Annotated in this window: 20 protein-coding genes; all 20 read right to left on the bottom strand. The window is 48.5% G+C overall.

All coding sequences use genetic code 11. From position 1 onward, the window contains the following. Window positions 1-2 precede the first annotated feature (2 nt). The 20 genes from spoVE to AC1VOR_RS07940 all read right to left on the bottom strand — a co-directional run bounded on the left by spoVE (window position 3) and on the right by AC1VOR_RS07940 (window position 24,665). Window positions 3-1,100, bottom strand: coding sequence for a stage V sporulation protein E (gene spoVE / locus AC1VOR_RS08035; protein ID WP_482617088.1), 1,098 nt, complete (start codon window positions 1,098-1,100; stop codon window positions 3-5). 49 nt (window positions 1,101-1,149) lie between these two features. Beyond that, entirely contained in the window at window positions 1,150-2,574 is a 1,425-nt protein-coding gene (gene murD / locus AC1VOR_RS08030) for a UDP-N-acetylmuramoyl-L-alanine--D-glutamate ligase (protein WP_482617086.1), read from the bottom strand. Between the two features lie 3 nt (window positions 2,575-2,577). After that, window positions 2,578-3,543 carry a phospho-N-acetylmuramoyl-pentapeptide-transferase gene (gene mraY / locus AC1VOR_RS08025; protein ID WP_482617084.1) on the bottom strand — a complete coding sequence of 322 codons (966 nt, stop codon included), beginning with the start codon at window positions 3,541-3,543 and terminating at the stop codon, window positions 2,578-2,580. Window positions 3,544-3,566: 23 nt separating this feature from the next. Beyond that, window positions 3,567-4,970, bottom strand: coding sequence for a UDP-N-acetylmuramoyl-tripeptide--D-alanyl-D-alanine ligase (locus AC1VOR_RS08020; RefSeq protein WP_482617083.1), 1,404 nt, complete (start codon window positions 4,968-4,970; stop codon window positions 3,567-3,569). Then, window positions 4,967-6,457, bottom strand: coding sequence for a UDP-N-acetylmuramoyl-L-alanyl-D-glutamate--2,6-diaminopimelate ligase (locus AC1VOR_RS08015; protein WP_482617082.1), 1,491 nt, complete (start codon window positions 6,455-6,457; stop codon window positions 4,967-4,969). Before AC1VOR_RS08015 ends, AC1VOR_RS08020 begins: the two co-directional genes overlap by 4 nt. Window positions 6,458-6,556: 99 nt before the next feature. Then, window positions 6,557-8,509 (bottom strand): stage V sporulation protein D, encoded by a 1,953-nt coding sequence (locus tag AC1VOR_RS08010; protein ID WP_482617080.1) that lies wholly within the window; start codon window positions 8,507-8,509, stop codon window positions 6,557-6,559. 78 nt (window positions 8,510-8,587) lie between these two features. Further along, window positions 8,588-10,846, bottom strand: a complete 2,259-nt coding sequence (locus tag AC1VOR_RS08005; RefSeq protein ID WP_482617078.1) for a penicillin-binding transpeptidase domain-containing protein — start codon at window positions 10,844-10,846, stop codon at window positions 8,588-8,590. A 20-nt stretch (window positions 10,847-10,866) separates the two neighbouring features. Beyond that, on the bottom strand, window positions 10,867-11,322 hold the full coding sequence (locus tag AC1VOR_RS08000) for a hypothetical protein (protein ID WP_482617076.1): 456 nt from the start codon (window positions 11,320-11,322) through the stop codon (window positions 10,867-10,869). Continuing rightward, window positions 11,323-12,297, bottom strand: coding sequence for a 16S rRNA (cytosine(1402)-N(4))-methyltransferase RsmH (gene rsmH / locus AC1VOR_RS07995; protein ID WP_482617074.1), 975 nt, complete (start codon window positions 12,295-12,297; stop codon window positions 11,323-11,325). A gap of 25 nt (window positions 12,298-12,322) precedes the next feature. After that, on the bottom strand, window positions 12,323-12,760 hold the full coding sequence (gene mraZ, locus AC1VOR_RS07990) for a division/cell wall cluster transcriptional repressor MraZ (protein ID WP_059052172.1): 438 nt from the start codon (window positions 12,758-12,760) through the stop codon (window positions 12,323-12,325). 433 nt (window positions 12,761-13,193) lie between these two features. After that, window positions 13,194-14,462, bottom strand: coding sequence for an adenosylhomocysteinase (locus tag AC1VOR_RS07985; protein WP_482617073.1), 1,269 nt, complete (start codon window positions 14,460-14,462; stop codon window positions 13,194-13,196). A gap of 11 nt (window positions 14,463-14,473) precedes the next feature. Next, window positions 14,474-16,114, bottom strand: a complete 1,641-nt coding sequence (gene bshC / locus AC1VOR_RS07980) for a bacillithiol biosynthesis cysteine-adding enzyme BshC (protein WP_482617071.1) — start codon at window positions 16,112-16,114, stop codon at window positions 14,474-14,476. Between the two features lie 151 nt (window positions 16,115-16,265). Continuing rightward, a complete protein-coding gene (locus tag AC1VOR_RS07975) occupies window positions 16,266-17,210 on the bottom strand; it encodes an ABC transporter ATP-binding protein (RefSeq protein WP_482617070.1) in 945 nt (314 codons plus the stop codon). Continuing rightward, the gene (locus AC1VOR_RS07970) at window positions 17,207-18,202 is read right to left on the bottom strand and encodes an ABC transporter ATP-binding protein (protein WP_059052168.1); all 996 of its coding nucleotides are present in this window, start codon (window positions 18,200-18,202) and stop codon (window positions 17,207-17,209) included. Before AC1VOR_RS07970 ends, AC1VOR_RS07975 begins: the two co-directional genes overlap by 4 nt. 12 nt (window positions 18,203-18,214) lie before the next feature. Then, on the bottom strand, window positions 18,215-19,183 hold the full coding sequence (locus AC1VOR_RS07965) for an ABC transporter permease (protein ID WP_482617068.1): 969 nt from the start codon (window positions 19,181-19,183) through the stop codon (window positions 18,215-18,217). 6 nt (window positions 19,184-19,189) lie between these two features. Then, a complete protein-coding gene (locus tag AC1VOR_RS07960; RefSeq protein ID WP_482617065.1) occupies window positions 19,190-20,122 on the bottom strand; it encodes an ABC transporter permease in 933 nt (310 codons plus the stop codon). A gap of 196 nt (window positions 20,123-20,318) precedes the next feature. Further along, the gene (locus tag AC1VOR_RS07955; RefSeq protein ID WP_482617062.1) at window positions 20,319-22,034 is read right to left on the bottom strand and encodes a peptide ABC transporter substrate-binding protein; all 1,716 of its coding nucleotides are present in this window, start codon (window positions 22,032-22,034) and stop codon (window positions 20,319-20,321) included. A gap of 222 nt (window positions 22,035-22,256) precedes the next feature. Then, window positions 22,257-22,640, bottom strand: a complete 384-nt coding sequence (locus AC1VOR_RS07950) for a DUF3397 domain-containing protein (RefSeq protein WP_482617061.1) — start codon at window positions 22,638-22,640, stop codon at window positions 22,257-22,259. Between the two features lie 292 nt (window positions 22,641-22,932). Then, window positions 22,933-23,886 (bottom strand): ketopantoate reductase family protein, encoded by a 954-nt coding sequence (locus tag AC1VOR_RS07945; protein WP_482617058.1) that lies wholly within the window; start codon window positions 23,884-23,886, stop codon window positions 22,933-22,935. A gap of 125 nt (window positions 23,887-24,011) precedes the next feature. Then, window positions 24,012-24,665 (bottom strand): RsfA family transcriptional regulator, encoded by a 654-nt coding sequence (locus AC1VOR_RS07940; protein WP_059052162.1) that lies wholly within the window; start codon window positions 24,663-24,665, stop codon window positions 24,012-24,014. Window positions 24,666-24,824: the final 159 nt, after the last annotated feature.

Genomic DNA, 24,824 nt, shown 5'->3' with positions numbered 1-24,824 from the left:
TCTCACCTCGCATAACGGGATAAATTTAATAGAATGCCTAGCGCCGTCAGCATCAGGGTCAGCGACGACCCCCCATAGCTGATTAGCGGCAGCGTAATACCTGTCACCGGCATCATGCCAATGACTACGCCGATGTTAATGACGACCTGAACCGCCACCATACCGACAATACCAACAGCCAGGAGACTGCCGAATGCATCGTCAAGCGTCATGGCTACTCTCATCCCTCTCCAGACCAGGATCAGGAACAACAGCAGCACTAGCAGTCCACCGATGAAGCCTAGCTCCTCCGTAAGGATGGAGAAGATAAAGTCAGTTTGCGGTTCCGGAACATAGCTGTATTTCTGCCGACTCATGCCAAGTCCCAGACCCGCCAAGCCCCCAGGGCCGATGGCGTACAAAGATTGAATAATTTGATAGCCTGCACCCAAGGGATCAGACCAAGGGTCGAGAAATGCGGTAATCCGCTGCAGTCGATAGGGCGCCGCAAGGATCAAACCGGCAAACCCCAGCACTCCTATACCGGCCAAGCCAGCCAAATGCCTGATTCGCGCTCCCGCCGTAAACACGATCAACAGCGCAGCTCCCAGCATCACCGTTCCAGTGCCCAGGTCAGGTTGAAGCATGATCAGGCCAAAGGCAAGTCCAATCACGCCGAGGGGAGGTAACAAACCTCTCGTAAAGTGAGTGATTCTGTAATTCTCCTTACTAAGCCAATAGGAGAGAAATAGAATCATGCCCAGCTTCATAAACTCGGAAGGCTGAATGCCAAAGGAACTGATGCCCAGCCAGCTCCTTGCCCCACCTCGAACGACGCCGATACCGGGAATAAGCACGGCGATTAGCAGTACAAAGCATAACAATAGACCTATCTTTGCGTATTTTCGCAATAAGCGGTAATCAAAGTTCATCATGAAGAACATGGCAGCCAAGCCCAGCACAGCAAACAGTAACTGCCGTTTTACAAAATAAAAAGAATCGCCGTAATCATGGAAAGCGAGTACCGAACCCGCGCTATACACCATCACAATTCCGATGGCGAGCAGCCCAAGTATGCTGACCATCATCCAAAAATCCGGCGCCGTACGGCCCTTGCCCATCGTGGATGCCACCTCTTAACAGAAAGTAGGGGCTTTTCCACCCCCCTACTTAAAGGGTATGCACCGCCTCTTTAAAAATGCGTCCACGCTCTTCATAGGAAGCGAACATATCCCAACTTGCGCAAGCCGGTGAGAGCAATACGATGTCTCCCGGCTCCGCCAGGGCGGCCGCCTCCTTCAGCGCGTCACGCAACGTATCTGCGGCGCTGTCTCCATTATCGACCAGCACGATGCGGGATAGACCCGCCAGCTCGGACACGCGCGCGATTTTTTCCTTTGTTTGCCCTAAGGCGACAATAGCCTTCACCTTCGCCTTGAAGGCCGGCAGTAGTTCCATATAGTCCGACCCGCGGTCCAGCCCCCCTGCAATCAGGACAATCCCCTCATGCAGAGCATCCAGCGCCATCAAGGTCGCTTTGGAATTGGTTGCCTTGGAATTGTTGTAATATGTAACCTCATTCTTCTCAGCCACGAATTCCAGTCGATGTTCTACCCCTCGGAACGTGCGCAGCGGCTCAGACAGCGCCTCCGGCAACGCTCCTGCCGCAATGGAAATCGCCACGGCTGCCAGGGCATTCTCCACATTGAACCGACCAGGCAAAGCAATTTCATCCACATTAACGATATGCTGCACTTCACCGTTAGCATCTCGGTAGATGACGCTTCTTGGCAGCCCGTCCTCCTGCCCCGGCACATAGGCCGGATGAACATACACGCCTTCGGTTAGCAATTCCTCCGTCATGGAGAAGGGAATGAGCTTGGCGCGAATGTATGGAACCAGTTCCCGGCATGTCGGGTCATCCCAATTGATAACCGCCCGGTCCGTCTCCCGTTGATTGGCGAACAGCTTGGCCTTGGATGAGACATAATCCTCCATCGTGCCATGGTAGTCCAGATGTGTCTCAGTTATATTTAGCAGGCACGCCACCTCCGGACGGAACTGCCCGGTTCCCTTCAACTGGAAGCTGCTAAGCTCAGCAACCAGCCAGTGCTCTGCATCTGCTGCCTCCGCCGCTTCACAGAGCGGAGTACCAATGTTACCCGCCACAATGGGATGGAGGCCCACCGCTTCCAGCATGCGTCCGACCCAGGTTGTGGTTGTGGTCTTGCCATTAGAGCCCGTGATGCCGATGATCGGCGCCGGGCTGAGTAGATAGGCAATTTCCACTTCCGTAACTACCTCAAGGCCCAATTCCTGCGCTTTAGCTACAGGGGGAGCCGTATAAGGAATTCCGGGATTCTTGACCACCAAGGCTACACCTTGATGGACAAGCCCATCCGGATGCCCTCCGCATACAACAGAAATTCCCAAAGCTTCCAGTTCGGATGCTTCGGGACATTGTTCCCTTTCCTTCTTGTCGTTGACCGTCACGACGGCGCCGTGGCAATGCAACGTTTTGGCGACCTGAACGCCGCTCTTGGCCAGACCGAGAACGACAACCTCACGCCCCCGGTATTCGTCTGGATGCTTCATCAATTACAGCCCCTTGTTCAAATAAAGTCCGATCACTGCCAATATCAGGCCAGCAGCCCAAAATGTGACCACTACGCGCCACTCCGACCAGCCCGACAATTCAAAGTGATGATGAATCGGACTCATTTTAAATACCCGTTTCCCTCGGGTTTTAAACGAGATGATCTGAATGACAACCGACAACATCTCGATAACGAAGATGCCCCCGATGACCAGAAACAGCAGCTCGGTTTTGGTAATGATTGCAATGGCTCCAATCGCCCCACCGATTCCAAGCGAACCGGTATCACCCATGAATACCTTGGCCGGATGCGCATTGAAGACGAGAAAGCCCAACACCGCTCCAATCATGGCTGCCGCACAAACCGCTGCGGGTAGTGAAGTGACCTGCATCGCAACGACGGCAAATGCCCCCAGCGCGATCGCACTAACGCCAGATAACAGACCATCCAGCCCATCAGTAAAGTTAACGGCATTCGTTACCGCAATGAGCATAAATACGATAAAGGGATAATAAAACCAGGGTCCAAAATCGAGGAACATCTTTGTTCCCGGGATGCCAATCGCTGTACTATGACCTTCCGTAATTAACAGAACGCATATGATACCGGCGAGCAGCAACTGCCCGATCATTTTCTGTGCGGGCGTTAGTCCCAAGGATCGTTTAAAGATAATCTTGATGTAATCATCCAGAAAACCAATTAATCCAAAGCCTAATGCAGCGACCAGAAGCACGTAAAAATCCGTATTAACTACAGAAAATTTCAGATACGAGAGTGTAAATGCGAGTAGAATAATGATGCCGCCCATCGTAGGCGTACCCGCCTTTTTCTGATGGCTTTCCGGCCCTTCTCCGCGAATCTGCTGCCCGAACTTTAACCTTCTTAGCAGCGGAATAATTAACGGAGCCGAAATAACGGCCAAGATAAATGAAACGCCTATCGTTAATAAAATCAGTCCAAAATCCATGGGTCTCCCCCCTTTCGCCGGTGTTATGGTTGGTCAAGCTTGCTGTATTTGACGGCTTCAACGACCTCTTCGAGTCTCATGCCTCTGGAGGCCTTGACCAGGACGACATCTTGAGGATGTAAATGTTCAATCAGCTTGCCTATCAACTCAGACTTATCAGTATATGCATGGATGCTGGAGGGTGTCAAATGCTCCTGTGCTCCTCGGGCAATGTGCCCGGAGAGCGGGCCATAGGTGAACAGCATATCCGCCTTGTCCGCCGTCAGGGAAGCTCCTACTTCGTAATGATAAGCTTCTTCATCCGGTCCGAGTTCCAGCATATCTCCCAGAACAGCAATTTTTCGGCCATAGCCTTTCATAGTCCCCAGAACACCAATCGCGGCTTTCATCGAAGTGGGACTAGCATTGTAGGCATCGTTAAGCACTGTAATTCCGTTCTCCCCAACTACGATCTCAATACGCATGCCCGTTAGTTCTGCTTCGCCCAGGCCCTTGCGGATGGAGGCTTCGTCCACACCGTAATGGCGAGCAATAGCGATAGCCGCCAGAGCATTCGATACGTTATGCTCTCCCAAGAGCGGCAGCTCCACAGGATCAGCCTGTTCCCCGCATGGTGTAAAGAGCGTACGGTTGTCCATGAACATCATTCCGGAAGGATACAGATCATTATGCGGCGTCAGGCCGAAGGTCATGGTCTGAAGGCGCTCTGGCTTGGTCGTCCCCTGCTCTGCCAAGGCACTGGCAATGAGAGGTTCGTCCCCGTTGTAAACAAGTAGTCCCCCCGGCTTCATTCCTGCAAGAATTTCCAGTTTGGCCCGAGCAATCTCCTCCCGCGAGCCAAGCTGAAGCAGATGGGATTCTCCAATGTTAGTCACAATGGCCGTCTCCGGCTCTCCGAGCCTCGACAACAGCTCGATTTCGTGGCGGCCGCTCATCCCCATCTCCAGCACCGTAATCTCCGTCTCCTCCGGCATGGCCAGCAGGGTCAGCGGCAAGCCGATATGATTATTGAAATTGCCTTGAGTCTTATGAACTTTATATTTCTTGCACAAGAGGGCAAATACCAGGTCCTTGGTCGTCGTCTTCCCGTTGCTTCCCGTTATACCAACTACCTTGACTCCTGTCTCATCCCGGTACGCCTTGGCAAGCCTCTGGAGCGCTACCAGCGTATCGTCCACCAGCACCGCAGGTCCTGGCGGTGTTCCCTTCGTTTGCTCCCATAAGCAGGCGCTTGCGCCAGCCCCGAGACAATCAGCAGCGAATTGATGTCCGTCAAAACGCTCGCCCACGAGCGGAACGAACAAGCAGCCCGCCGTAATTTGCCGCGAATCTGTAACAACGCCCTCAATGGAGAGTGACGAATCCGCTGAATTTTGTAGCTGTCCACCGCACATGGCGGCAATGTCCGCTAAACTTTTCTTAATCACTTCGCCAAACCCCTTATCGCTTCTCTGGCTACAATTCGATCATCAAAATCAAATACCTTGGAGCCGATCAATTGGTAGGTCTCATGACCCTTCCCCGCAATCAATACTACATCGTCATGGCTTGCCATTTCAATAGCCTTTTGAATGGCCTTATGGCGGTCTACCACAAGCTCATAGCGATCTTCCGGCACACCATCCTTCACCAACCCTTGCTCAATATCTAGCAGGATGGCATCTGGGCTTTCGGTCCGCGGATTATCGGAGGTAATGATGACATGCTGCGCATATTTGGCGGCAATTTGTCCCATTAACGGACGCTTCGTACGGTCCCGGTCTCCGCCACAGCCAAAGACACAAATGACACGTCCCTTGGCAAATTCATTCACGGTACGGAGCACGTTCTCCAGTCCATCCGGGGTATGGGCATAATCAACAATGACAGCAAAGGGCTGACCTTCGTCCACCGCTTCCACACGTCCTTCGACCCCGTGGATCGCTTCAAGACTCGTCTTGATTTGCTCAAGTCCAATCCCTTCCAGCAAAGCAGCCGAGATTGCAGCAAGGGCATTATATACATTAAACTTCCCAACCATCTTCAAGGTAATGTCCGTACTCCCGCAAAAAGTCTCTACATGAAACGAGGTTCCCTTGGACGTGACGGAAATAGCGGATGCCCGAACATCCGCCTGATGGTCCACTCCGTACAAAATCGTCTCCGCCGCTGTCTGCTTGGCAAAATAAGCGCTAGCCTCATCATCTGCATTCAGCACCGCATAACTGCGCTTATCAGAGCTGTCCGCATACGTGTTGCCCAGCCGGGAGAAGAACAAGGCCTTCGCTCCCCGGTACTCCTCCATCGTCTTATGGTAGTCCAGATGATCTTGCGTCAGGTTGGTGAATATGGCGGTACGGAAGGCCGTTCCTTTTACCCGCCCCTGATGCAGCGCATGGGAGGATACCTCCATCACGCAGTACTCACCACCGGCATCGGCCATATCATGCAGATAGGACTGCAACTCAAGCGATTCCGGGGTCGTTCCGGACATCGGGAACGTCTGTCCGGCGAAGCGACGCTGAATCGTGCCGATCAGACCGGTCTTGTGCTTCTGATCCTGCAAGATACGTTCGATTAAATACGTCGTCGTCGTTTTACCGTTCGTGCCGGTAACCCCGATCACCTTCATTCGCGAGCTTGGCGATTTGAAGTACACTCCAGCCAGGATCGACATGGCTACCCGGCTATCCTTCACCTTCAATTGAGGAAGGGCCACGCCCTCCAGCCACCGCTCCACTACAAGCGCGGCTGCGCCCAAATCGGCAGCTTGCTGAGCATAATCATGCCCATCCACCGTATGTCCAGGCAGGCAAATAAACAAATCACCCTGCTGCACTCTCCGCGAGTCGATGACGATGCCCGTACACGCCGTACTTTCGTCGCCCTGAATTTGTGATGCCATCAAATAAGTCGCCAATTCCTTAAGCTGCATAGATACCCCTCCGTTAAATTCAACAACGTTCTCTATGTTGACTCATAGAGCAATACACTCACTCTATATTATCACCAAATATTGCAAAGTTCAGGAAATTTATTCACGATGATTATGCAATTGCTCCGCATCCGCTTCCTTCCCCATATAAATACGAATGGTTGACCCTTTTTCTACCCGTGCCCCTGCCTTCGGAGCTTGATTAATGACCACGTTGCCTGCCCCCGACTTCGCCAGATTGAAGTTCATATTCATATCTTCATAGATCTCCGCAGCAGTATGGCCAATCAGGTCTGGCACAGTAACGATAGGTGTTTCCCCATACTTATATTTCTTGGCTACCTGTTGCTGGCGTGGAGGAATCTTCAAATATTCCAACGCATCTTCCATAATATTACGGACGATTGGTGCCGCCACCACACCGCCGAACTGAATGCCTTGGGGATTATCTACCGCCGTATACACAACGATTTGCGGATCATCCGCCGGGGCGAATCCAATGAAGGACACGATATGTTCGTTTGGAGAGTACCGGCCATTGATGACTTTTTGTGCTGTTCCTGTCTTCCCGCCAACCCGGTATCCGTCGATAAAGGCATTGCCACCCGTGCCGTTGGCCACTACGCTTTCCAGGGCCGTACGAACACGCTCTGAGGTCTCCTCCGAGATAACCTGACGTACCAGCTCAGGCTTGGTCTCAGAGACCACCTCTCCCGTCTCTGGATGAGTCCATGCTTTTGCTACATAAGGCTTGTAAAGCTTGCCACCATTAATCGCAGCAGACACCGCAGTAATTTGCTGAATCGGGGTCACTGATACCCCTTGGCCAAATGAAGTTGTCGCCAGTTCCACCGGCCCCACCTGAGGCAATTTGAACAAAATACCATTTTCTTCACCGTTCAGGTCAATACCGGTTTTGCTGCCAAACCCGAAGTCACGAATGTATTCGAACAGCTTCTCCTTACCCAGACGCTGCCCCAGAGCTACAAAGCCTGGGTTACAAGAGTTCTCTACCACCTGCAAGAAGGTTTGGCTGCCGTGCCCGCCCTTCTTCCAGCAACGAAGCGTCGCTCCGCCCACCTTCACGTATCCGGGATCAAAGAAGCGATCATTCAGCAAATCAACCTTCTTCTCCTCCAGGGCTGCGGCGAGCGTAATTATCTTGAAGGTGGAGCCCGGCTCATAGGTCATCCAAATCGGCAAATTACGATTGTACACTTCGGCCTCATATTCCTGGTAGGCTCCCGGTTCATAACCGGGCCTAGCAGCCATACCTAAAATTTCGCCAGTCTTGGGATTCATCGCGATCGTCAAGGCCGAGTCGGCTTGCAGTCGGTTCATGGCTTGATCCAGTTCGCGTTCGATGATGCTTTGCACCGTCTTGTCGATGGTCAAGGTTAAGTTAAGTCCATCCTTTGGCTCCACGTATTTCTCCGAAGAGCCAGGCATCAGACGTCCGCCCGCATCCGACAAATAAGAGACACTTCCATTCATTCCGCTAAGCAGCTCATCATATTTGCTCTCGACGCCGGTCAGTCCTTGGCTGTAACCCCCGGTGAACCCGAGAATATGAGCCGCCAATCCGCCAAAGGGATAATAGCGTTTGTTGTCCTCCGCGACAACAATGCCCGGCAGAGCCAAATCACGAATTTGCTGCGCTTTCTCCATCGTAATTTTGCGTCCACCGGGCTGAAGTCTGACTATAGATTGTCTCTTGGTGATTGATTTGAAGATGACGTCTTCACCCATATCCAGCAGAGGTGCCAGGCTTTTAGCCGTCTGCTCCGGGTTCTTGACTTGCACCGGAATAGCCATAACGGTAGGTGTTGTAATATTATAAGCGAGCACATTGCCACTGCGGTCGCTAATCTCTCCACGCTTGGCGGAATAAGGAATATTGCGGCGCCATGAGTCCTCCGCCTTGGCAGACAACTCCGCCCCCTTCCCAATCTGTACATAAGCCAGGCGCATGGCAAGTGCGGTAAACAACACACACATCATCATCAAGAGCCAGAACAATCTTCTTCTGACAGTAAGCTTGGAAATTTTCACAGGTTGCCCTCCTATCTACCCTGACACATGAATGTTCTCATCTCATGAGTATTCAGGACAACCTGGGGTTAGAACAAGCTACGGAGAGTCTCCGCCGGCATCGCCACTGTCTGTATTTGCTGCTTCTTCCGTCGTTTCTCCCTGTTCTTGCTCACCGTCAGAAGCTTCTTCGTCTTCGCCGTCCTCCTCATGATCTGGAGGCCTCAGCGTCAATTCAACTCTTCTTCCACCATTGTCTTCAATCACCTGCTGAGATACCACGTACCCTTCGCCTTGCGCCGTAACCGGAATCTGCAAGATGGAGAGCAGTTCCACGGCATCCCTGAGCGATTCCCCCTTCAGATTAGGCACATTAATTGCCGCTCCATCCTCGGTCAGCAGGTATACGAATTGACCCGATTTCAAAATACTGCCTGCTTTTGGAAACTGTGAGATCACTTCCGTGCCCGTTCCAAGGGTAGCATAGGAGATTTGCTCATCCACCAGCTTTTTCTTCGCATCGAGCACAGCCAACTTTTTGAGATCGGGTACCTTTCGTGCGCTGCTAACCTTACCTGGTCCCTTTGCCGCATCGCCTTCTGTGCTTTTAGGTACGCCCATATATTGAAGCGTTTGGCTGACAATTTCCTTAAATACCGGGGCCGCCGCTGTCCCCCCGCCCAGCTCCGAATCCTTGGGTTCATCAATCAATACAATGATAGCGATCTTCGGATCATCTACTGGTGCATAGCCAATAAAGGAAACGACCTGCTTCGTATAATCGTATACCCCATTGACCGGTTTAATTGCGGTCCCCGTTTTACCAGCGATTCGGTAGCCTTCGATGTAAGCATGGCGACCCGTACCGATTTCGCGGTCAGATACAACTTGCTCCAGGTAACTGCCGACTTCCTTCGCTTTTTCAGGAGTAATCACTTGTCGGATTAACTTAGGTTCCGTTTTTACCGTTTCTCCAGTTTGTGTATCTGTAATGGATTTGACGATATGAGGCTCCATCAGTCGACCTCCATTGGCAATCGCCGATACGGCAGCAATCTGTTGCAGCGGCGTAACCAGAAGCTTACCATGCCCATAAGCCATCGCTGCATAGTCAGCCTGTTGAACCGGGTTTACAATCCCTTTGGATTCGCCGGGTAACTCAATCCCGGTCTTCTGACCAAAACCGAACTGATCTACATAAGCTTTCAGCCGTTCGGGACCCAGCATCTCATATCCCAATTTAACAAAGGCAACGTTACTGGAGCGCTTAATCCCTTCCAGATAACTGATTTCGCCCCAACCTGATCTTCTCAAGTCATGAATCGTTTGCCCGGGGACCCGAATGCTCCCCGATTTGTATGTCGCGTTAGGATTCAACAAGTTCTCTTCAACCGCTCCGGCCAAGGTAATGATCTTAAAAGTCGAACCCGGTTCATAAACCGACTTGATGGCATGATTGTAAAAGTTCTTCTGGTCCACATCTGCCCAATATTCGTTTGGATCATAAGTAGGCATATTGGCCATACCGAGGATTTCCATCGTATTTGGGTCCGCTGCAATGACTGTCATACTGATTGGCTGAAGCTGGGCGAAGGCCTCTTGCATCGCCTTTTCGATATAATATTGAATGGTATAATCGATCGTCAGCTTCAGGTCATCGCCGTTCTGAACTGGCGTGTATATCTCACTGGCCTTCGGGATCTCAATCCCCCGCCCGTCCCGTTTATACTCTAGTGATCCATCAGTGCCCTTTAGTTGTTCATCAAAGTAAGCCTCAAGACCCGAGACAGCATTGCCCTCCCGATCTGTGTAACCCAGTACATGAGCAGCCAGGCTATGTTTAGGATAATATCGCTTCTGATCCTTAATCAGATAAACGCCCACGTCCTCCAGCTTGTTATGCTTCTCCTTCAATTCATTGATGAAGATCTGCACCTGATCGCGCAACTCCTGGTCAATCTTCCAACCTTCGTTGCGCACCTCACGCTGGGCGTAATAACCACTACCATCGGCTTTTTCTGCCCCGATAATATCCCGCAGTTCACTCTCATTTTTGCCAAGAACCTTGCTAAGGCCTACGGCAATCTCGTCCTGAAGTTGATATTTATTAATAATTTCAGGATTGACGGCTACTGTATACGCCGGCGCATCCACCGCCAGCACATCCCCGTTTCGGTCTGTAATCGTGCCCCGCGTGGCTGGCAAAGTCTTCTTGGTGGACCAAAGCTTCTCCGCATGCTCTTGCCAGAAATCCGCCTGAACGACCTGCAGCCAGAATACTCTCCCCATCAATACAGCAAAAAAGAGGGTGATAATTCCCCCTATGAGCAGTGTTCGCAGCTTTATTCTCTTAATCATGGCACAACCTCTTTTGACTGTTATTTCTTAGCGGTAGTTACGCTATCCGCAGTCTTTGTCTCCTCATGATCAGCAACCTGGCTTTTATCTGTGTTCGTCCCTTCAGGAACCTGAACATGCAGACCTTCCATTTCAGGTTGCACATACCCAAGTTCATTCATCGCTCTCTCCGGAATTTGTTCCTCCAGCTTCTGCTTTTGAATAGAAAGTTCTTTAATTTCTGTAGTAATGGCCTGAACGTCCGTATTCAAATTAAACATTTGACGCTTGATATTGTAAAGCGCCACATTTTGCCATAAAATAGCCGCCATGACAGCTACGCAAAACATGACCGTGAACATGTACAGCAATTTTTCCCGAACCGGCAACGGGGAACGGCGCGTAACCACCTTGGTTGTTTCCCGATAACGCTGTGAGGGGTTGCTGCGTTTCGATTGTTGTTCCTGAACTGCTAAGTTTCCCCGTGTATATGCCATCTACAATTCCTCCACTAATGTTTGCAATTTCTCTGCCACACGCAGCTTGGCTGAGCGGGCCCGCGAATTATCGGATAACTCCTCTTCCGAGGGAACGATAGGCTTGCGGTTAATTAATTTAATCCTCCCTTTCCCCCCGCACACGCACATCGGAAAGTCCGGTGGACAAGTACACTTTTCCACGTATCCGGCCAAGATTTGCTTGCAGATACGGTCCTCCAAGGAATGGAACGTAATAACAGACACCCGTCCTTCCGGAGCCAGACAACGAATGGAAGCATGAAGTCCTTCCTCAAATGCGCCCAGTTCGTCATTGACTGCAATACGCAAAGCCTGAAAGCTACGCTTGGCCGGATGCCCGCCTGTTCGTCTTGCTGCTGCCGGAATCCCTTCCTTAATCAACTCAACAAGTTGCTCCGTAGTGTCAATTGAACCCTGCGCACGTCGTTCGGTAATCACTTTGGCAATTCGTCTTGAGAATTTCTCTTCCCCATATTGGAACAAAATACGAGCAATTTCACGTTCGGGCCACTCGTTAATAATCTCCCAAGCGGTTAGCGGTGCGGACTGATCCATCCGCATGTCCAGCCTGGCATCTGCATTATAGCTAAATCCGCGTTCCCCCTCATCGAACTGAGGGGAAGACACGCCAAGGTCAAACAATATTCCATCGACCTGAGGAACCCCATCTTGCTGCGGGATACCCTCAATCTCCAATAGCTTCTGCTCCAAATAACGAAAATTACTTCTAACCAATGTCAACTTGTCTGCATAAGACGACAGTCGCTCTCTGGCATTGTCCAGCGCCCAGTCGTCCTGATCAAAGGCAATAAGCCTTCCTCCGGGACCAAGCTTGGAAAGAATGACCGAACTATGCCCGCCGCCTCCCAGCGTACAATCCACATAAATACCGTTCGGCTTGATGCGCAGCCCTTCTGTCGCTTCTTCTTTGAGTACCGTGATGTGATGGAACAAGACCTACGCCTCCAAACCTAAAGTGTTAAAGATCAAAGTTAAAATCCACCAGCTTCTCGGCAATTTCGTTGAACGTATCCTCCGATTGCTGGAAATATTGCTCCCAGGTATCTTTACTCCAAATTTCTACCCGGTTCGACACGCCCAAGACGACACAATCCTTCTCCAGCTTGGCGTACTGTCTTAAATTGCCCGGCAGGTTTACCCTTCCCTGCTTATCCCATTCGCATTCCGTCGCACCAGAGAAGAAGAATCGGGTAAACGCCCGTGCATCGGATTTCATCAGCGGCAAAGCCTTCAGCTTCTGCTCCAGCACTTCCCACTCCTGCGAGGGGTAGACGAATAAGCACTGGTCCAGACCACGGGTAACCACAAAAGAGCTTCCGAGGAGATCACGAAACTTAGCCGGGATAATAATCCGGCCTTTATCGTCAATGCTATGTTGGAATTCCCCCATAAACATTGTTGCCTCACTCCTTACCTCTTTCCCCCACTTTACACCACTTTACACCACTGTGATAAGTAACTATTCTGCATTGATTGTTAAATTCCTTCTAATGTTCATAATTTTTTTTGGAACAAAGAAGGATGAGGTCGTTGCCAAGCGACAAAAAGGGCTAGTCCACACAGATTTTATCTGCGGACTAGCCCTGCTTAAGTCTATTTATTCTTGCCTGACAGTCAACCAAAGCCTTACTGGCTTTTCGGGACTATTAGTGGAGTTCAAAAAGTCGGGTTTACAGGACCGAGAAGGTTGGATGAAGTCAGGGACTGAGTAGCGGAGCGTAGACAGATCTACGTGAGCAACGGAAGGCCCGGCTGAATTCAAGATTCGATGTCGAATCTACTCCTCGATCTGCTTCGTTCTGGAAAGACGATTTTTTGAACATCCTCTATTAATGCTCTTGCCAGCTATCGAGATAAACGCGTTGCTCTTCAGACAAGGCATCGATGCCAAGTCCCAGGCTCTCCAGCTTAAAGCGGGCTACCTGCTCATCCAGTTCATAAGGCACATTCACCACAGTATTGCCGATTTGCTGATATTGCTCATTCACAAATTTCAGCGATAATGCCTGTAGTGCGAATGTCATGTCCATAATTTCAGCCGGATGTCCATCTCCTGCTGCCAGGTTAACCAGACGTCCTTCCGCCAGTAAATAGATTTTACGACCATCCTTGAGCTGATACTCTTCAATATTACGACGCACCGTACGTACGGAGGATGAACGTTCCTGAAGTTCAGGCTTGTTCACTTCCACGTCGAAGTGACCAGCGTTAGACAATAGAGCGCCATCCTTCATCACGTCATAATGCTCTCCACGAATGACATCGCGATTTCCGGTGACCGTCACGAAGAAATCGCCAATTTTGGCCGCTTCCAGCATCGGCATCACTTGGAAGCCATCCATATAAGCTTCTACTGCTCTAATGGCATCTATTTCTGTAACTACGACATTGGCCCCCAGACCCTTGGCCCGCATAGCAACCCCTTTGCCGCACCAGCCGTAACCTACTACTACTACCGTCTTCCCAGCAACCACCAGGTTTGTCGTACGGTTGATGCCATCCCATACGGATTGACCTGTACCATAACGGTTATCGAACAAGTATTTACAATAGGCATCGTTAACCGCAACCATCGGAAATTTCAGTTGCTCTTCCTTATCCATTGCCTTCAAACGTAAAATACCCGTCGTTGTCTCTTCGGCTCCACCCCGGACTTGAGCCAGCAGGTCTGGACGCTCGGAATGTAGTGTGGAGACCAGGTCGCCCCCGTCGTCAATGATCAGGTCCGGCTTGGTTTCCAGCGCCTTAACCAATAAGGCCTTGTATTCCTCAGGCTCTGGATTATACTTGGCGAACACGGTAACACCATCCTCCACCAAAGCAGCGCAGACATCATCCTGCGTGGACAATGGATTACTGCCGGTAATCGTCACTTCAGCTCCACCCGCTTGCACTACCTTGGCTAGATAAGCTGTTTTGGCCTCCAAATGAAGGGAGATGGTCACTTTGAGTCCTTTAAATGGCTGCTCGGCCTCGAATTGCTTACGCACTCGATTGAGTACAGGCATATGAGCCTCGACCCAATCAATTTTTAAATGCCCCTCCGGTGCAAGTTTCAAGTCTGTAATAATGCTGTTTTGAATAGCTGTTGAGCTCATCCTATTTCCTCCTATAAATAGATAATGCGATGCTTACCAGTCTCGTCATAAGAAATATCCATCAAACCGTCAATCCAGTCAAGTCCAAACCGATTAAGATAATAGAAGATATTGTACACTCTCTCTTGTGGCTTACTTAAGGGAAACAAGGATAATTCAACCCGGGCGAACTGCCGCAGGCCAGTGTCATGATTTCTGGCTAGAGTATCCTTCGTCTTGCCCCGCAGATAATTGATCTGCTCAATAATCTTGTCCCTGTTAATGCCACCGAGCTTATGTAGACCGTTGTCAATGCTGGATAACTGTTCAATAAGCGGGTTGTACATATCTGTAAATGCCCCAATCACTTCATCAAATCGGGTATCGGTTTGCAATGCATCCTGGGCGGACAACCAAGCTTCACGCTTCTGGCGAAAGTCTTCACGCTCCTTCACATCGTTCCACTTCAGCGCGTATTTGTTCATATATTTCTGCACCGTCGGTTCCACAACCGTGAAGGATTCACGAGGAAGCAGCAATGGCATCCGTAACCCCAACTTACGGAAGGCGCGCCGAGTCAGCCCCCAATATGATATTTCCCCGGGACCCAACACTGTAGCTAGTACCGGCAGTACGCTGTCTTGCATCAACGGACGAGTAAGGACATTATTACTAAAGCGTTCCGGGTATTTATGCAGTTCAGCCAGTAGTTCCTCCTGTGAGAAGGAGACCTTATGCTTACGATCACTGTAGCGACCCGACTGCTTAAAGAGCAACCGACGCTCATGATCGTCAACATAAAATAAATTGGCTCCATTCTCCGCTACTTCAGCAGAGGGGGTATATCCCAAGTCAGCCATATCACGCACCGTATCGAAATAAGCGCCCTCCAGTTCATCATTCTGAGCAATAATCGCCTCAAAAACCGGAATCTCCAACTGGCGGAGCTTGGGATCTGCTGAATCCAGCAATATCAGTCCATACTTACCAAATAAATTGCCCATCAAGCGAGCGAACATTTCACTCAGACTTGATGTGCCCTTACCTTCCAATTGATGTGCCATATCCAAGAGTTGCGCCTTGAACTCACTGTCCGGAAGCTGCTGCTCCAGTTCGCCAACCGCTCGTTCCCACTCCTCCGGGCTGACGCTGGTATAACTGACAGGGCGCCGATCCACCGCATCACGATGGATACGAATTCGCCGGACCTGGAGTTCCGGAGACAAAAAGTAAGAATGATTTACTTCATCCCAATCATGATCCTCACCCGCAATCCAGAATACCGGCACCACCGGACGCTGCAATTGAGCTGAAGCCTTCTTGGCCGCTTTGATTACCGTCAGTGCCTTGTAAATAACCAGTAGCGGCCCAGTAAACAATCCGCTTTGCTGACCACCTACAATGACCGCCGCTCCAGGTTGCTCCAATTCAGAAATTGCCTGCTCCACTGCCGGATGCGGGTTAAACTCGCGGTTATACCCACGCAGATAAGTCGCTAGGTCAGCCCTTCCCAGACGTGTATGCTCGGATTCGTCCAGCCATGCAGCACGCTTACTCCAACTCGTGGACTGAGCCGGATCACTTTCATATAGCAACTCGACCGCAGAGAACTGATTTACATAAACCTCAGCCAGCGGTTGAGCGGATGATAGTTGTTCTTGAACCACATTCATCAGGTCAAATCCTCCTGTTCTCCATCAAACCTTTCTTGATTGTACCGGATGTCCGGCTGCTCCGTCAAAGAACTTCTAACTTTTTGTAACCTTGGACAAAAAAACTCCCGCAGCATCAAAGTATGCTGCAGGAGTTTGCTTCAATATTAGTTTAACCTTTTTTCGGCATGGATACGAAATGACCTTTGGACACTTCGACAAGCTCGGAATTGTCCAGATCAAACAATCCGTTACCAGCATCGCCATCTTTGGAACTAATCGGTCCACTCGCTGTATCCTCCAAGTGAATCCGTTTCTTGTTAGCCTCCACTTCCGGATCGGGAATCGGAATAGCCGACAAGAGCGTTTTTGTATAAGGATGCGTCGGATTAGCGTAGAGTTCTTCACTTTCGGCCAGTTCCACGATTCGTCCCATATACATCACCGCAACGCGGTCACTGATATGCTTAACCATGGACAAGTCATGGGCGATAAACAAATAAGTTAATCCCAGACGATCCTGCAAATCCTCAAGCAAGTTAACTACCTGTGCCTGAATAGATACGTCCAGCGCTGAGATTGGTTCATCACAGATGATGAATTTAGGATTTACCGCAAGTGCACGGGCAATCCCGATCCGTTGGCGTTGGCCCCCGGAGAATTCATGTGGATAACGAGTAGCATGGTCAGGGTTCAAGCCGACCAGGTCAAGCAGTTCTTCTACGCGTTTCTTACGCTCTGCACGGGAGCCCGCCATCTTATGAATATCCAGAGCTTCCCCAATAATATCCGTGACGGTAAACCGTGGATTAAGTGAAGCATAAGGATCCTGGAAGATCATCTGCATATCCCGGCGCATAGCCTTCATTTTACCGGGCGACAACTTATTGATGTCGACACCATTAAACCTAACACTCCCGGCCGTTGGCTCATAGAGACGAAGAATCGTACGACCGGCAGTGGATTTACCGCAGCCGGATTCACCTACCAAACCTAACGTTTCACCTTCGGCGATGGAGAAGCTAATGTCATTAACGGCCTTCAATACATTGCCGCCTCCGACATTAAAGTATTTCTTTAAACCTTCAACCTCAATCAGGGTTTTTCCATTACTCATGACGATTGTACCTCCTTGGCCATCGGATGGAGATCCCAGCAGCGGGCCAGGTGCGAATCGCTAAACACAGTAGCTTCTGGATCGATACGTTCGCAAATCGTCATCGCATGATCACAACGAGCTGCAAAAGGACAACCAATTGGCGGCTTGATCAAGTCAGGCGGTGTACCGATAATCGGAATCAACGGTTCGCCCTTCTTCTGATCCAGACGCGGCATGGAGCGCAACAACCCTTTGGTATATGGATGCTGCGGATTTTTGAAGATCTCCCATTTCGTTCCGGTCTCTACCACTTCACCGGCATACATAACGATGACGCGGTCGCACATCCCGGCAACTACACCGAGATCATGCGTAATCAGGATAATAGAAGTACCCAGACGAGCCTGCATATCCTTCATTACGTCCATAATTTGTGCCTGAATCGTTACATCAAGCGCTGTTGTAGGTTCGTCTGCAATCAACAGCGCCGGACGGCAAGCGAGGGCAATCGCAATCATAACACGTTGACGCATGCCCCCGGAAAATTCGTGAGGATATTGGTTAAAGCGAGCCTCTGCATTTTTGATGCCAACAAGCTTGAGCATTTCAACAGCTTGTTTCTTGGCTTCGGCCGCTGACATATTCTGATGTTTGATTAATACTTCAGTAATTTGTCGGCCTACCTTAATCGTAGGATTGAGGGAAGTCATCGGGTCCTGAAATATCATGCCAATATCTTTACCGCGGATTGATTCCATGTGCTTGTCGCTTGTTTTCAACAGGTTTTGCCCTTGAAAGATAATTTCACCTTGCTTAATGATAGATGGAGGGGACGGAATCAAGCGCATGATCGTTTGGGCCGTGACACTCTTGCCACTGCCGGATTCGCCGACGATCGCAACCGTTTCGCCTTTCCCCACTTCAAAGTTCATCCCGCGAACGGCCTTAACTTCTCCACCGTTCACTTGGAAGGAAACATGCAAATCTTTGATTTGTAAAATCGGCTCCAATCTTTCCACCCCCTATTTTTTCAATTTTGGATCAAGCGCGTCACGAAGACCGTCGCCGAAGATGTTAAATGCAAGCATGATCAAACTGATTAAGATGGCCGGGAACAGCATCCGCCAAGGATAGTACAACCAGCCGGTCAAGGCATCATTAATCATCGAGCCGAGGGAAGCAATTGGGGCTTGCACACCAAGGCCAAGGAAGCTTAAGAAGGCTTCGGCAAAAATTGCATTAGGTACGGACAATGTCACCGTAACGATGATCGGACCTACCGCATTCGGCAGCAAGTGACGGAACAATAAACGTCCCGAGCCAGCGCCCATCGAACGGGAAGCCAATACAAATTCACGGTTTTTGAGTTGCATAATTTCACCACGAACAATCCATGACATATTGATCCAGCCTGTAATAGTCAAGGCCAGTATGATCGTTCCAAGGCTTGGCTCCAGCACAACCAGCAACAAGATCGTAACGAGCAGATAAGGAATGGAATACAGGATTTCGGAGAACTTGTTCATAATTTCATCCACACGTCCACCAAAATAGCCCATAATGCCACCATATATTACGCCGATCAGAAGGTCGATACAAGCAGCAGCCAAACCAACGATTAAGGAAATCTGCGCCCCTGTCCAGGTACGGATAAACATATCACGTCCAAGATCATCTGTTCCAAACCAGTGAGTGGAAGAAAAAGAAGGAGCTGCATTTGTATTCAACAGATCATTCGTATAATAATTGTAACCGTAAATTTTACCAACCAGCCACGGAGCAACCCAGGCTGTAATTGTAATTAATATCAGTATCACCAACGCGGTCATGGCCAATTTGTTTTCACGCAATCGTTGCCAGGCATCACGCCACGCCGAGATACTCTCGCGTTGAATGACCTCCGCTTCCTTCTCGTCTGTTCCGATCTTGCGGAAATCCTCAGGTCTAAGGTCGGCAGGAGAAGGCATCACTTTAATCGGGTTAGTATCCATACTCCGTTAGCCCTCCTTCCCTTTTGTAAGCTTAATCCGCGGATCTACAAACACATAAGCAATATCAGTGATAAATCGGGCAAGCATCAGCAGAATACCGTAGAAGATTGTTATCCCCATTATTACAGGATAATCACGCCCACCGATAGCTTGTACAAATTGTTTACCAATCCCACCGATACCGAAAATTTGTTCAATAACAACAGAACCCGTTACGATATTGGCAGTCATCGGTCCAACATAGGTAATCACTGGCATAATCCCGTTTCGAATAACATGGCGGGACAAGATAGCCATCCAGCCAAGTCCTTTGGCTTTAGCTGTCTTGATATAATCCGCATGTAACACTTCCAGCATGCTTGAGCGGGTAAGACGCGCGATAAACGCAATCGGCTGAGCCGTCAAAGCTGCCACAGGCAAGACATAGTACAAGGGCCCCTTAAAGCCCATGGTTGGCAACCAGTGTAGTTTGGACGCAAATACATATTGCAGCAGAGATGCGATAACAAAGCTTGGTACTGCAATCCCGAGTACAGCAACCACCATTGCAATATTATCAATCAGCTTGCGATGATATAATGCTGCCAACATCCCCAGCAGGACACCAACCACGATCGCTACAACAATCGCTACCGCCCCAAGCTTCAGTGAAGCAGAGAAGGTTTGACCTATAATATCGGATACATCCTGATTAATAAGCTTCATTGAGATTCCCAAATCACCCTGTACAACATCACCTAGATACTTAAAATATTGTTGGTAAACGGGCTTGTCTAATCCGTATTGTTCATACAGACGTTCCTGAATTGCAGCTGGGACTTTTTTCTCTGACGTAAAAGGATCGCCTGGAATGGCTTTCATCAGGAAGAAAGTAGCTGAAATCAAAATAAATAGCGAGACCAACATGAAAAAAAACTTATTGGCTATATAACGTACCACGCCCGCCCACACCTCCTTAACAAAAAATTTCGACACAAATCGATTTTAGGTGAAAATGCTCACTTTGTCTAATCCATATATTTGTATAAGGACAAAAAGCTTGGAAGAAGACCACACACAAAAAAAACGGGATATATATGGAATACCCACATATATATCCCGACATCTCTATTTAATTTAACACCAATGTCATTAATTATTCTTCCGTCAAGTAAGCACGAGAGTAATCGATTGCACCGCTGTAATCAAGTACTGCACCTTTAAGGTTCGGCTTGGTCGCGGAAACACTAGTGTAGTAGTAAACAGGCATCAAGACCTGCTCATCGCGAATCAGAATTTGTTCTGCTTTCACGAAGTTTTCTTGACGTTTCGCCAGATCTTCAGAAGTCTTAGCTTCTTGGATCAGCTTATCATATTCTGCATTCGAGAAGAACGCATCATTGTTACCACCGTCAGTTACCCACATATCCAGGAAAGTCATTGGATCATTGTAGTCAGCTACCCAACCTGCACGTGCAACTTGGTAGTTACCGCTTTGACGGTTCTCAAGGAATACAGCCCATTCTTGGTTTTCAGTTTTCACATCAACCCCGAGGTTGTTTTTCCACATATCTGTAACTGCCAAGGCGATTTTCTTATGTGCTTCACTGGAGTTGTAGATCAAAGTAATTGCAGGCAACGTAGTGTAACCTTCTTCTTGCATACCTTCTTCAAGAAGCTTTTTGGCTTCCTCTACATTTTCTCCAAACAGTTCACTATCTTTGTTTTCCGTACGGAATTCATCGTCCAACCCCTTGATACCTGGAGGTACGAAACCAAAGGCAGGAATTTGACCACCAAGGGTTACTTTATCTACAATCAATTGACGATCGATTGCCATAGAGAAAGCCTTACGAATTTTTGCATTGTCAAAAGGTGCAGCAGTAACGTTAAACTCATAGTAATACGTACTTGCAGTCCCTTTGATTTGCAATTCATCTTTCAATTGATCTTTCAAAATTGGAATTTGGTCGGTTGGAATTTCGCCGTTTGGATGACCGGCGCGATCCAATTCGCCGTTTTGGTAACTTGCCAACTCAGTAGCGCTACTGTTAACGATAGACATATTAATTTTGTTCAATTTAATGTTGTCTTTATCCCAATAGCTTTCACTTTTAGTCAATTCAATCGTTTGACCTTTAATCCAGCTTGTCAGGGTAAATTCACCGTTTACGATCATTTTGCTTTGATCAACGGCCCATTTCTCATCATCCTTAACAGATTGATGAACCGGGAAGAAAGTATAGAAAGAAGTCAGACCCAAGAAATAAGGAGTAGGCGTAACCAATTCCACTTCAAGCGTGTAATCATCAACTGCTTTTACACCAACTTGACTGAAATCAGTAATTTCTCCTCCATTATATTGTTCTGCATTTTTGATGTAGTACAATTGGTACGAATATGGAGGTGCTGGAGTTGTGTTCGGGTTAAGCACACGTTCCCAAGCAAATATAAAGTCATTTGCCGTTACAGGATCTCCGTTGCTCCATACTCCGTCTTGACGAAGATGGAAGGTGTATTTATTACCTTCAATTTCCCAGCTTTCAGCAGCCGCTGGAAGAGATTGACCAGACTCGTCCATACGAGTCAAACCATCATACATCAAGTTTAACACCGTGTTAGCTTGGCTATCTTGAGCTTGGCCAGGGTCGAAAGTTGGCGGTTCAGCACTCATGTTAATTCTAAGTGTTTGGTCGGCAGCCAATTTCTCTCCACCGCTATTGCCACTATCGGTAGCTGTGTTGTTGCCTCCGTTTGATGCGCCACCATTAGCAGCACCATTGTTTCCGCCATTCGAACCGCAAGCGGCAAGTAAAGTACCGACTGCAAGAACGAGCGTCAGAAGAAGCAATAGACTTTTATTCTTCTTCATCTAGCAATATCCCCCTTAAAATGTTGTGGTATATGTTTTATGATTATACAACCAGCGGTCAAAAAAATCCAACACAAATTTTAAGATTTTACATTTCATTTGACAAAATTAGCGGTTTTCCTTAACAAAATAGTCCAATATACAATATTGACAATTGTTTTTCTTAACAATTAACCCCGCATGTCACTGATTTATTCGTTATTTCCCTTTATTTAGCTTAACCTAGATTGAAGAAATATATGTAATGATGCTGATTAGGAACAATAAAATATAGGCAACGCCCGTTGCGGCGAACGCCAATCGCCATACTACGCGCAGCAACTTCCGTACATCGGCTTTCCCCTTCACACGCGTCTGCATCCCGCCAATCAGCCCACCAGTAATCAACAATATAATGACAATCAGATAAAAACCGAAGGTAGAATGAAATACATTGTTAAACAAAGCCGATACCGAAAAGATCAGAAATAGTGTAGTGACATCCATCGCTAGCTTAAGCGCCGCTTTCTTATCATGCCGGAGCGAGAAATGAATGAAATAAACTAGGAAGAACGGGACGAATGGGACGATGGCCAACACGATAAAGGAAGAGACTAAAGCTTCCAATGCCACACCTCCTTCAATAGAATATGAACAGTAAGAAAAACCTAACTTGAAAAGTAAACGACTTGATTTTTATATGCATGTTAGGTTATAAATATAAATCTGTCCGACGGCAAAATATACGGTATAGGTATTTTTCGACAAAAGGCCGGGAAATCCTGCCGTTCTCAGTGGAATAACCGAGTTTATTTCCATCTCAGAGGAAATAAACGTTGATTATGATATGGTATTTTATAACTTTACTTCATTAATATATAATAAAATCTATCATCATCCACGAATAACCATTTTAGTGTCATTTATCCTCGAAAGCACGAACCAGTCTCCATACCATCTCATGACCCGGTGCAGCAATTTCTTTGGTACGAGCCATCTCAACCAACCATCCATTGATATAATCAATTTCCGTGGCTTTCCCTTCCAGCACATCCCCCAGCATAGATGACGTATTTGAAGAAGTCGCTTGGCATACAGTGACGATTTGCTCATACAACTCTGTACCTAGGTGAATTCCATAAGCAGCACAGATCTGCTCCCCCTCATGGCATAATTGCCGAACTATGGCCCGGCGTTCTTTTGTAGCCAATAACTGACCATTTGATATCCTCCATAAGGCGGTAAGCGGGTTGATTGCAGAATTAATTAGTAACTTCCAGTAGATCTCTTTGATGATATCTTCCGCTATAACTGCAGGAAACCCCGCTTTTTGAAGCAAAGCTACTACCGCTTCTTCCACAAGGTTGGTGGACATCGTATCGGTAAGGAACATACCACCAATTTTCGTCTCTCCGTGACCTGACCGCGTTACACTGCCCCCATTCGTCCGCTTCGCTCCCTCAGTCGTAATTGCAGCAAGCAAGATGATGTCAGGCAGCACCTTCTGGATTTTCTCCATGTGCCCCATTCCATTTTGGAAGCATACCCACTTGGTACTAGGCTGACTTCCTTCTTTGAGCTTGTACAATAAACTCTCATCTATATCCTTTTGCTTTAGAGTAAGAAATAACCATTCTGCTTCGATTAACGGCAATGTCTCTTCCGTGAACTGATCCAGATAAACAGCCTCAAATTCCTCTCCCTGAATTACCTGTTGCTTGCCGTCTCCCTCAGTCAACCGGATTCCTTCTTTCTTCAAGAGAACCGACTGCTCTTTGGTTCTTGTCCAAAATCTAACCTTCTCTCCCGCTAGTACCAGCTTACTGCCAAACAATAAACCCAGTGCTCCCGCTCCAATAATGTCTATCCCCATACTTAGTACCGCCCTTTCAATCAACTTCCTCTGGTCAATGCTTCCTATTATTGTTTATAACAGACCTGCCCCTCTGCACGCAAAAAAACCGCCTTATCGGCGGATTTTCGCTTACTAACCTATTCTTATTCAATGCGTTCCAAATTACCGTTAGCATCCATCTTGAATCTCGACTTACTTTCATCTTCCTCTTCATTTAAGAAAGCGAGTCGTCTGGCGCGATCCATAATTTGAATCAACGCCTTGTAATCATCGTTGACTACCCGATAATCGGTCTGAACCTCATTGACCTGGGCTGACAAGCGGTCATTCTCTTCCCGGAGTACGGCAAGTTCCTCATCTTTCTCTTGAAGCTCCTTCTCAAGCAACTTCACATGGCGGTTCGTATCCTGAACCGTATTCTTCCATCCCCGCAGGAAACGAATAACTGCATCAATGGAAATCGTCTCTTCCGTGACGACATCACTCCGGTATCCCCCATCATCCACCTCTACTGAGGTCAGAGACGCAATGCCGGAACTTACCGATAGTGGAGCCTGCTTCTTTAGATAATTACGTTTTTGTCTCTGAGCCTTGGCAATACCAATGGCCGCCTCGTATTTCTTGCGGACACAACTGTTCCAACGGAATCCGCAAGCGGCAGCCGTTCGACCAATACGCTCTCCGACTTCTTCAAAGGCAGTTAATTGTGTGCTGCCCTCACGAATATGCCGAAGCGTCACCTCGGCCAAAATCAAATCATCTTCTGTACTCCATGCATCTTGTCTCACCGCTGTCATGCTATAAAAACCTCCTAACGACATCCTAATCTGACCGTCTTCTCACCAGCTTTTGGTGAGCGTATGGATAAAATGCTTCTTACTTCATTTCTATGCCTCTCATAGAGTTCATAGAATCTATTTGATACTAAAATGTATTTCCAAAATCAAGGTTGTCCA

It is taken from the genome of Paenibacillus sp. 1SOY10, assembly GCF_056836745.1.
Note: the sequence above shows the minus strand (reverse complement) of the source record. Positions and strands in the feature narration are given on the sequence as shown.

Excerpts from the sequence above, each read along its gene's own strand:
- spoVE (WP_482617088.1), bottom strand. The coding sequence starts at position 1,100 with ATGGGCAAGGGCCGTACGGCGCCGGATTTTTGGATGATGGTCAGCATA.
- AC1VOR_RS07985 (WP_482617073.1), bottom strand. The coding sequence starts at position 14,462 with ATGAGCTCAACAGCTATTCAAAACAGCATTATTACAGACTTGAAACTT.
- AC1VOR_RS07940 (WP_059052162.1), bottom strand. The coding sequence starts at position 24,665 with ATGACAGCGGTGAGACAAGATGCATGGAGTACAGAAGATGATTTGATT.
- AC1VOR_RS07955 (WP_482617062.1), bottom strand. The coding sequence starts at position 22,034 with ATGAAGAAGAATAAAAGTCTATTGCTTCTTCTGACGCTCGTTCTTGCA.
- AC1VOR_RS08000 (WP_482617076.1), bottom strand. The coding sequence starts at position 11,322 with ATGGCATATACACGGGGAAACTTAGCAGTTCAGGAACAACAATCGAAA.
- AC1VOR_RS08015 (WP_482617082.1), bottom strand. The coding sequence starts at position 6,457 with ATGCAGCTTAAGGAATTGGCGACTTATTTGATGGCATCACAAATTCAG.
- AC1VOR_RS08005 (WP_482617078.1), bottom strand. The coding sequence starts at position 10,846 with ATGATTAAGAGAATAAAGCTGCGAACACTGCTCATAGGGGGAATTATC.
- AC1VOR_RS07975 (WP_482617070.1), bottom strand. The coding sequence starts at position 17,210 with ATGAGTAATGGAAAAACCCTGATTGAGGTTGAAGGTTTAAAGAAATAC.
- AC1VOR_RS07965 (WP_482617068.1), bottom strand. The coding sequence starts at position 19,183 with ATGGATACTAACCCGATTAAAGTGATGCCTTCTCCTGCCGACCTTAGA.
- mraY (WP_482617084.1), bottom strand. The coding sequence starts at position 3,543 with ATGGATTTTGGACTGATTTTATTAACGATAGGCGTTTCATTTATCTTG.
- mraZ (WP_059052172.1), bottom strand. The coding sequence starts at position 12,760 with ATGTTTATGGGGGAATTCCAACATAGCATTGACGATAAAGGCCGGATT.
- murD (WP_482617086.1), bottom strand. The coding sequence starts at position 2,574 with ATGAAGCATCCAGACGAATACCGGGGGCGTGAGGTTGTCGTTCTCGGT.
- AC1VOR_RS07945 (WP_482617058.1), bottom strand. The coding sequence starts at position 23,886 with ATGGGGATAGACATTATTGGAGCGGGAGCACTGGGTTTATTGTTTGGC.
- bshC (WP_482617071.1), bottom strand. The coding sequence starts at position 16,114 with ATGAATGTGGTTCAAGAACAACTATCATCCGCTCAACCGCTGGCTGAG.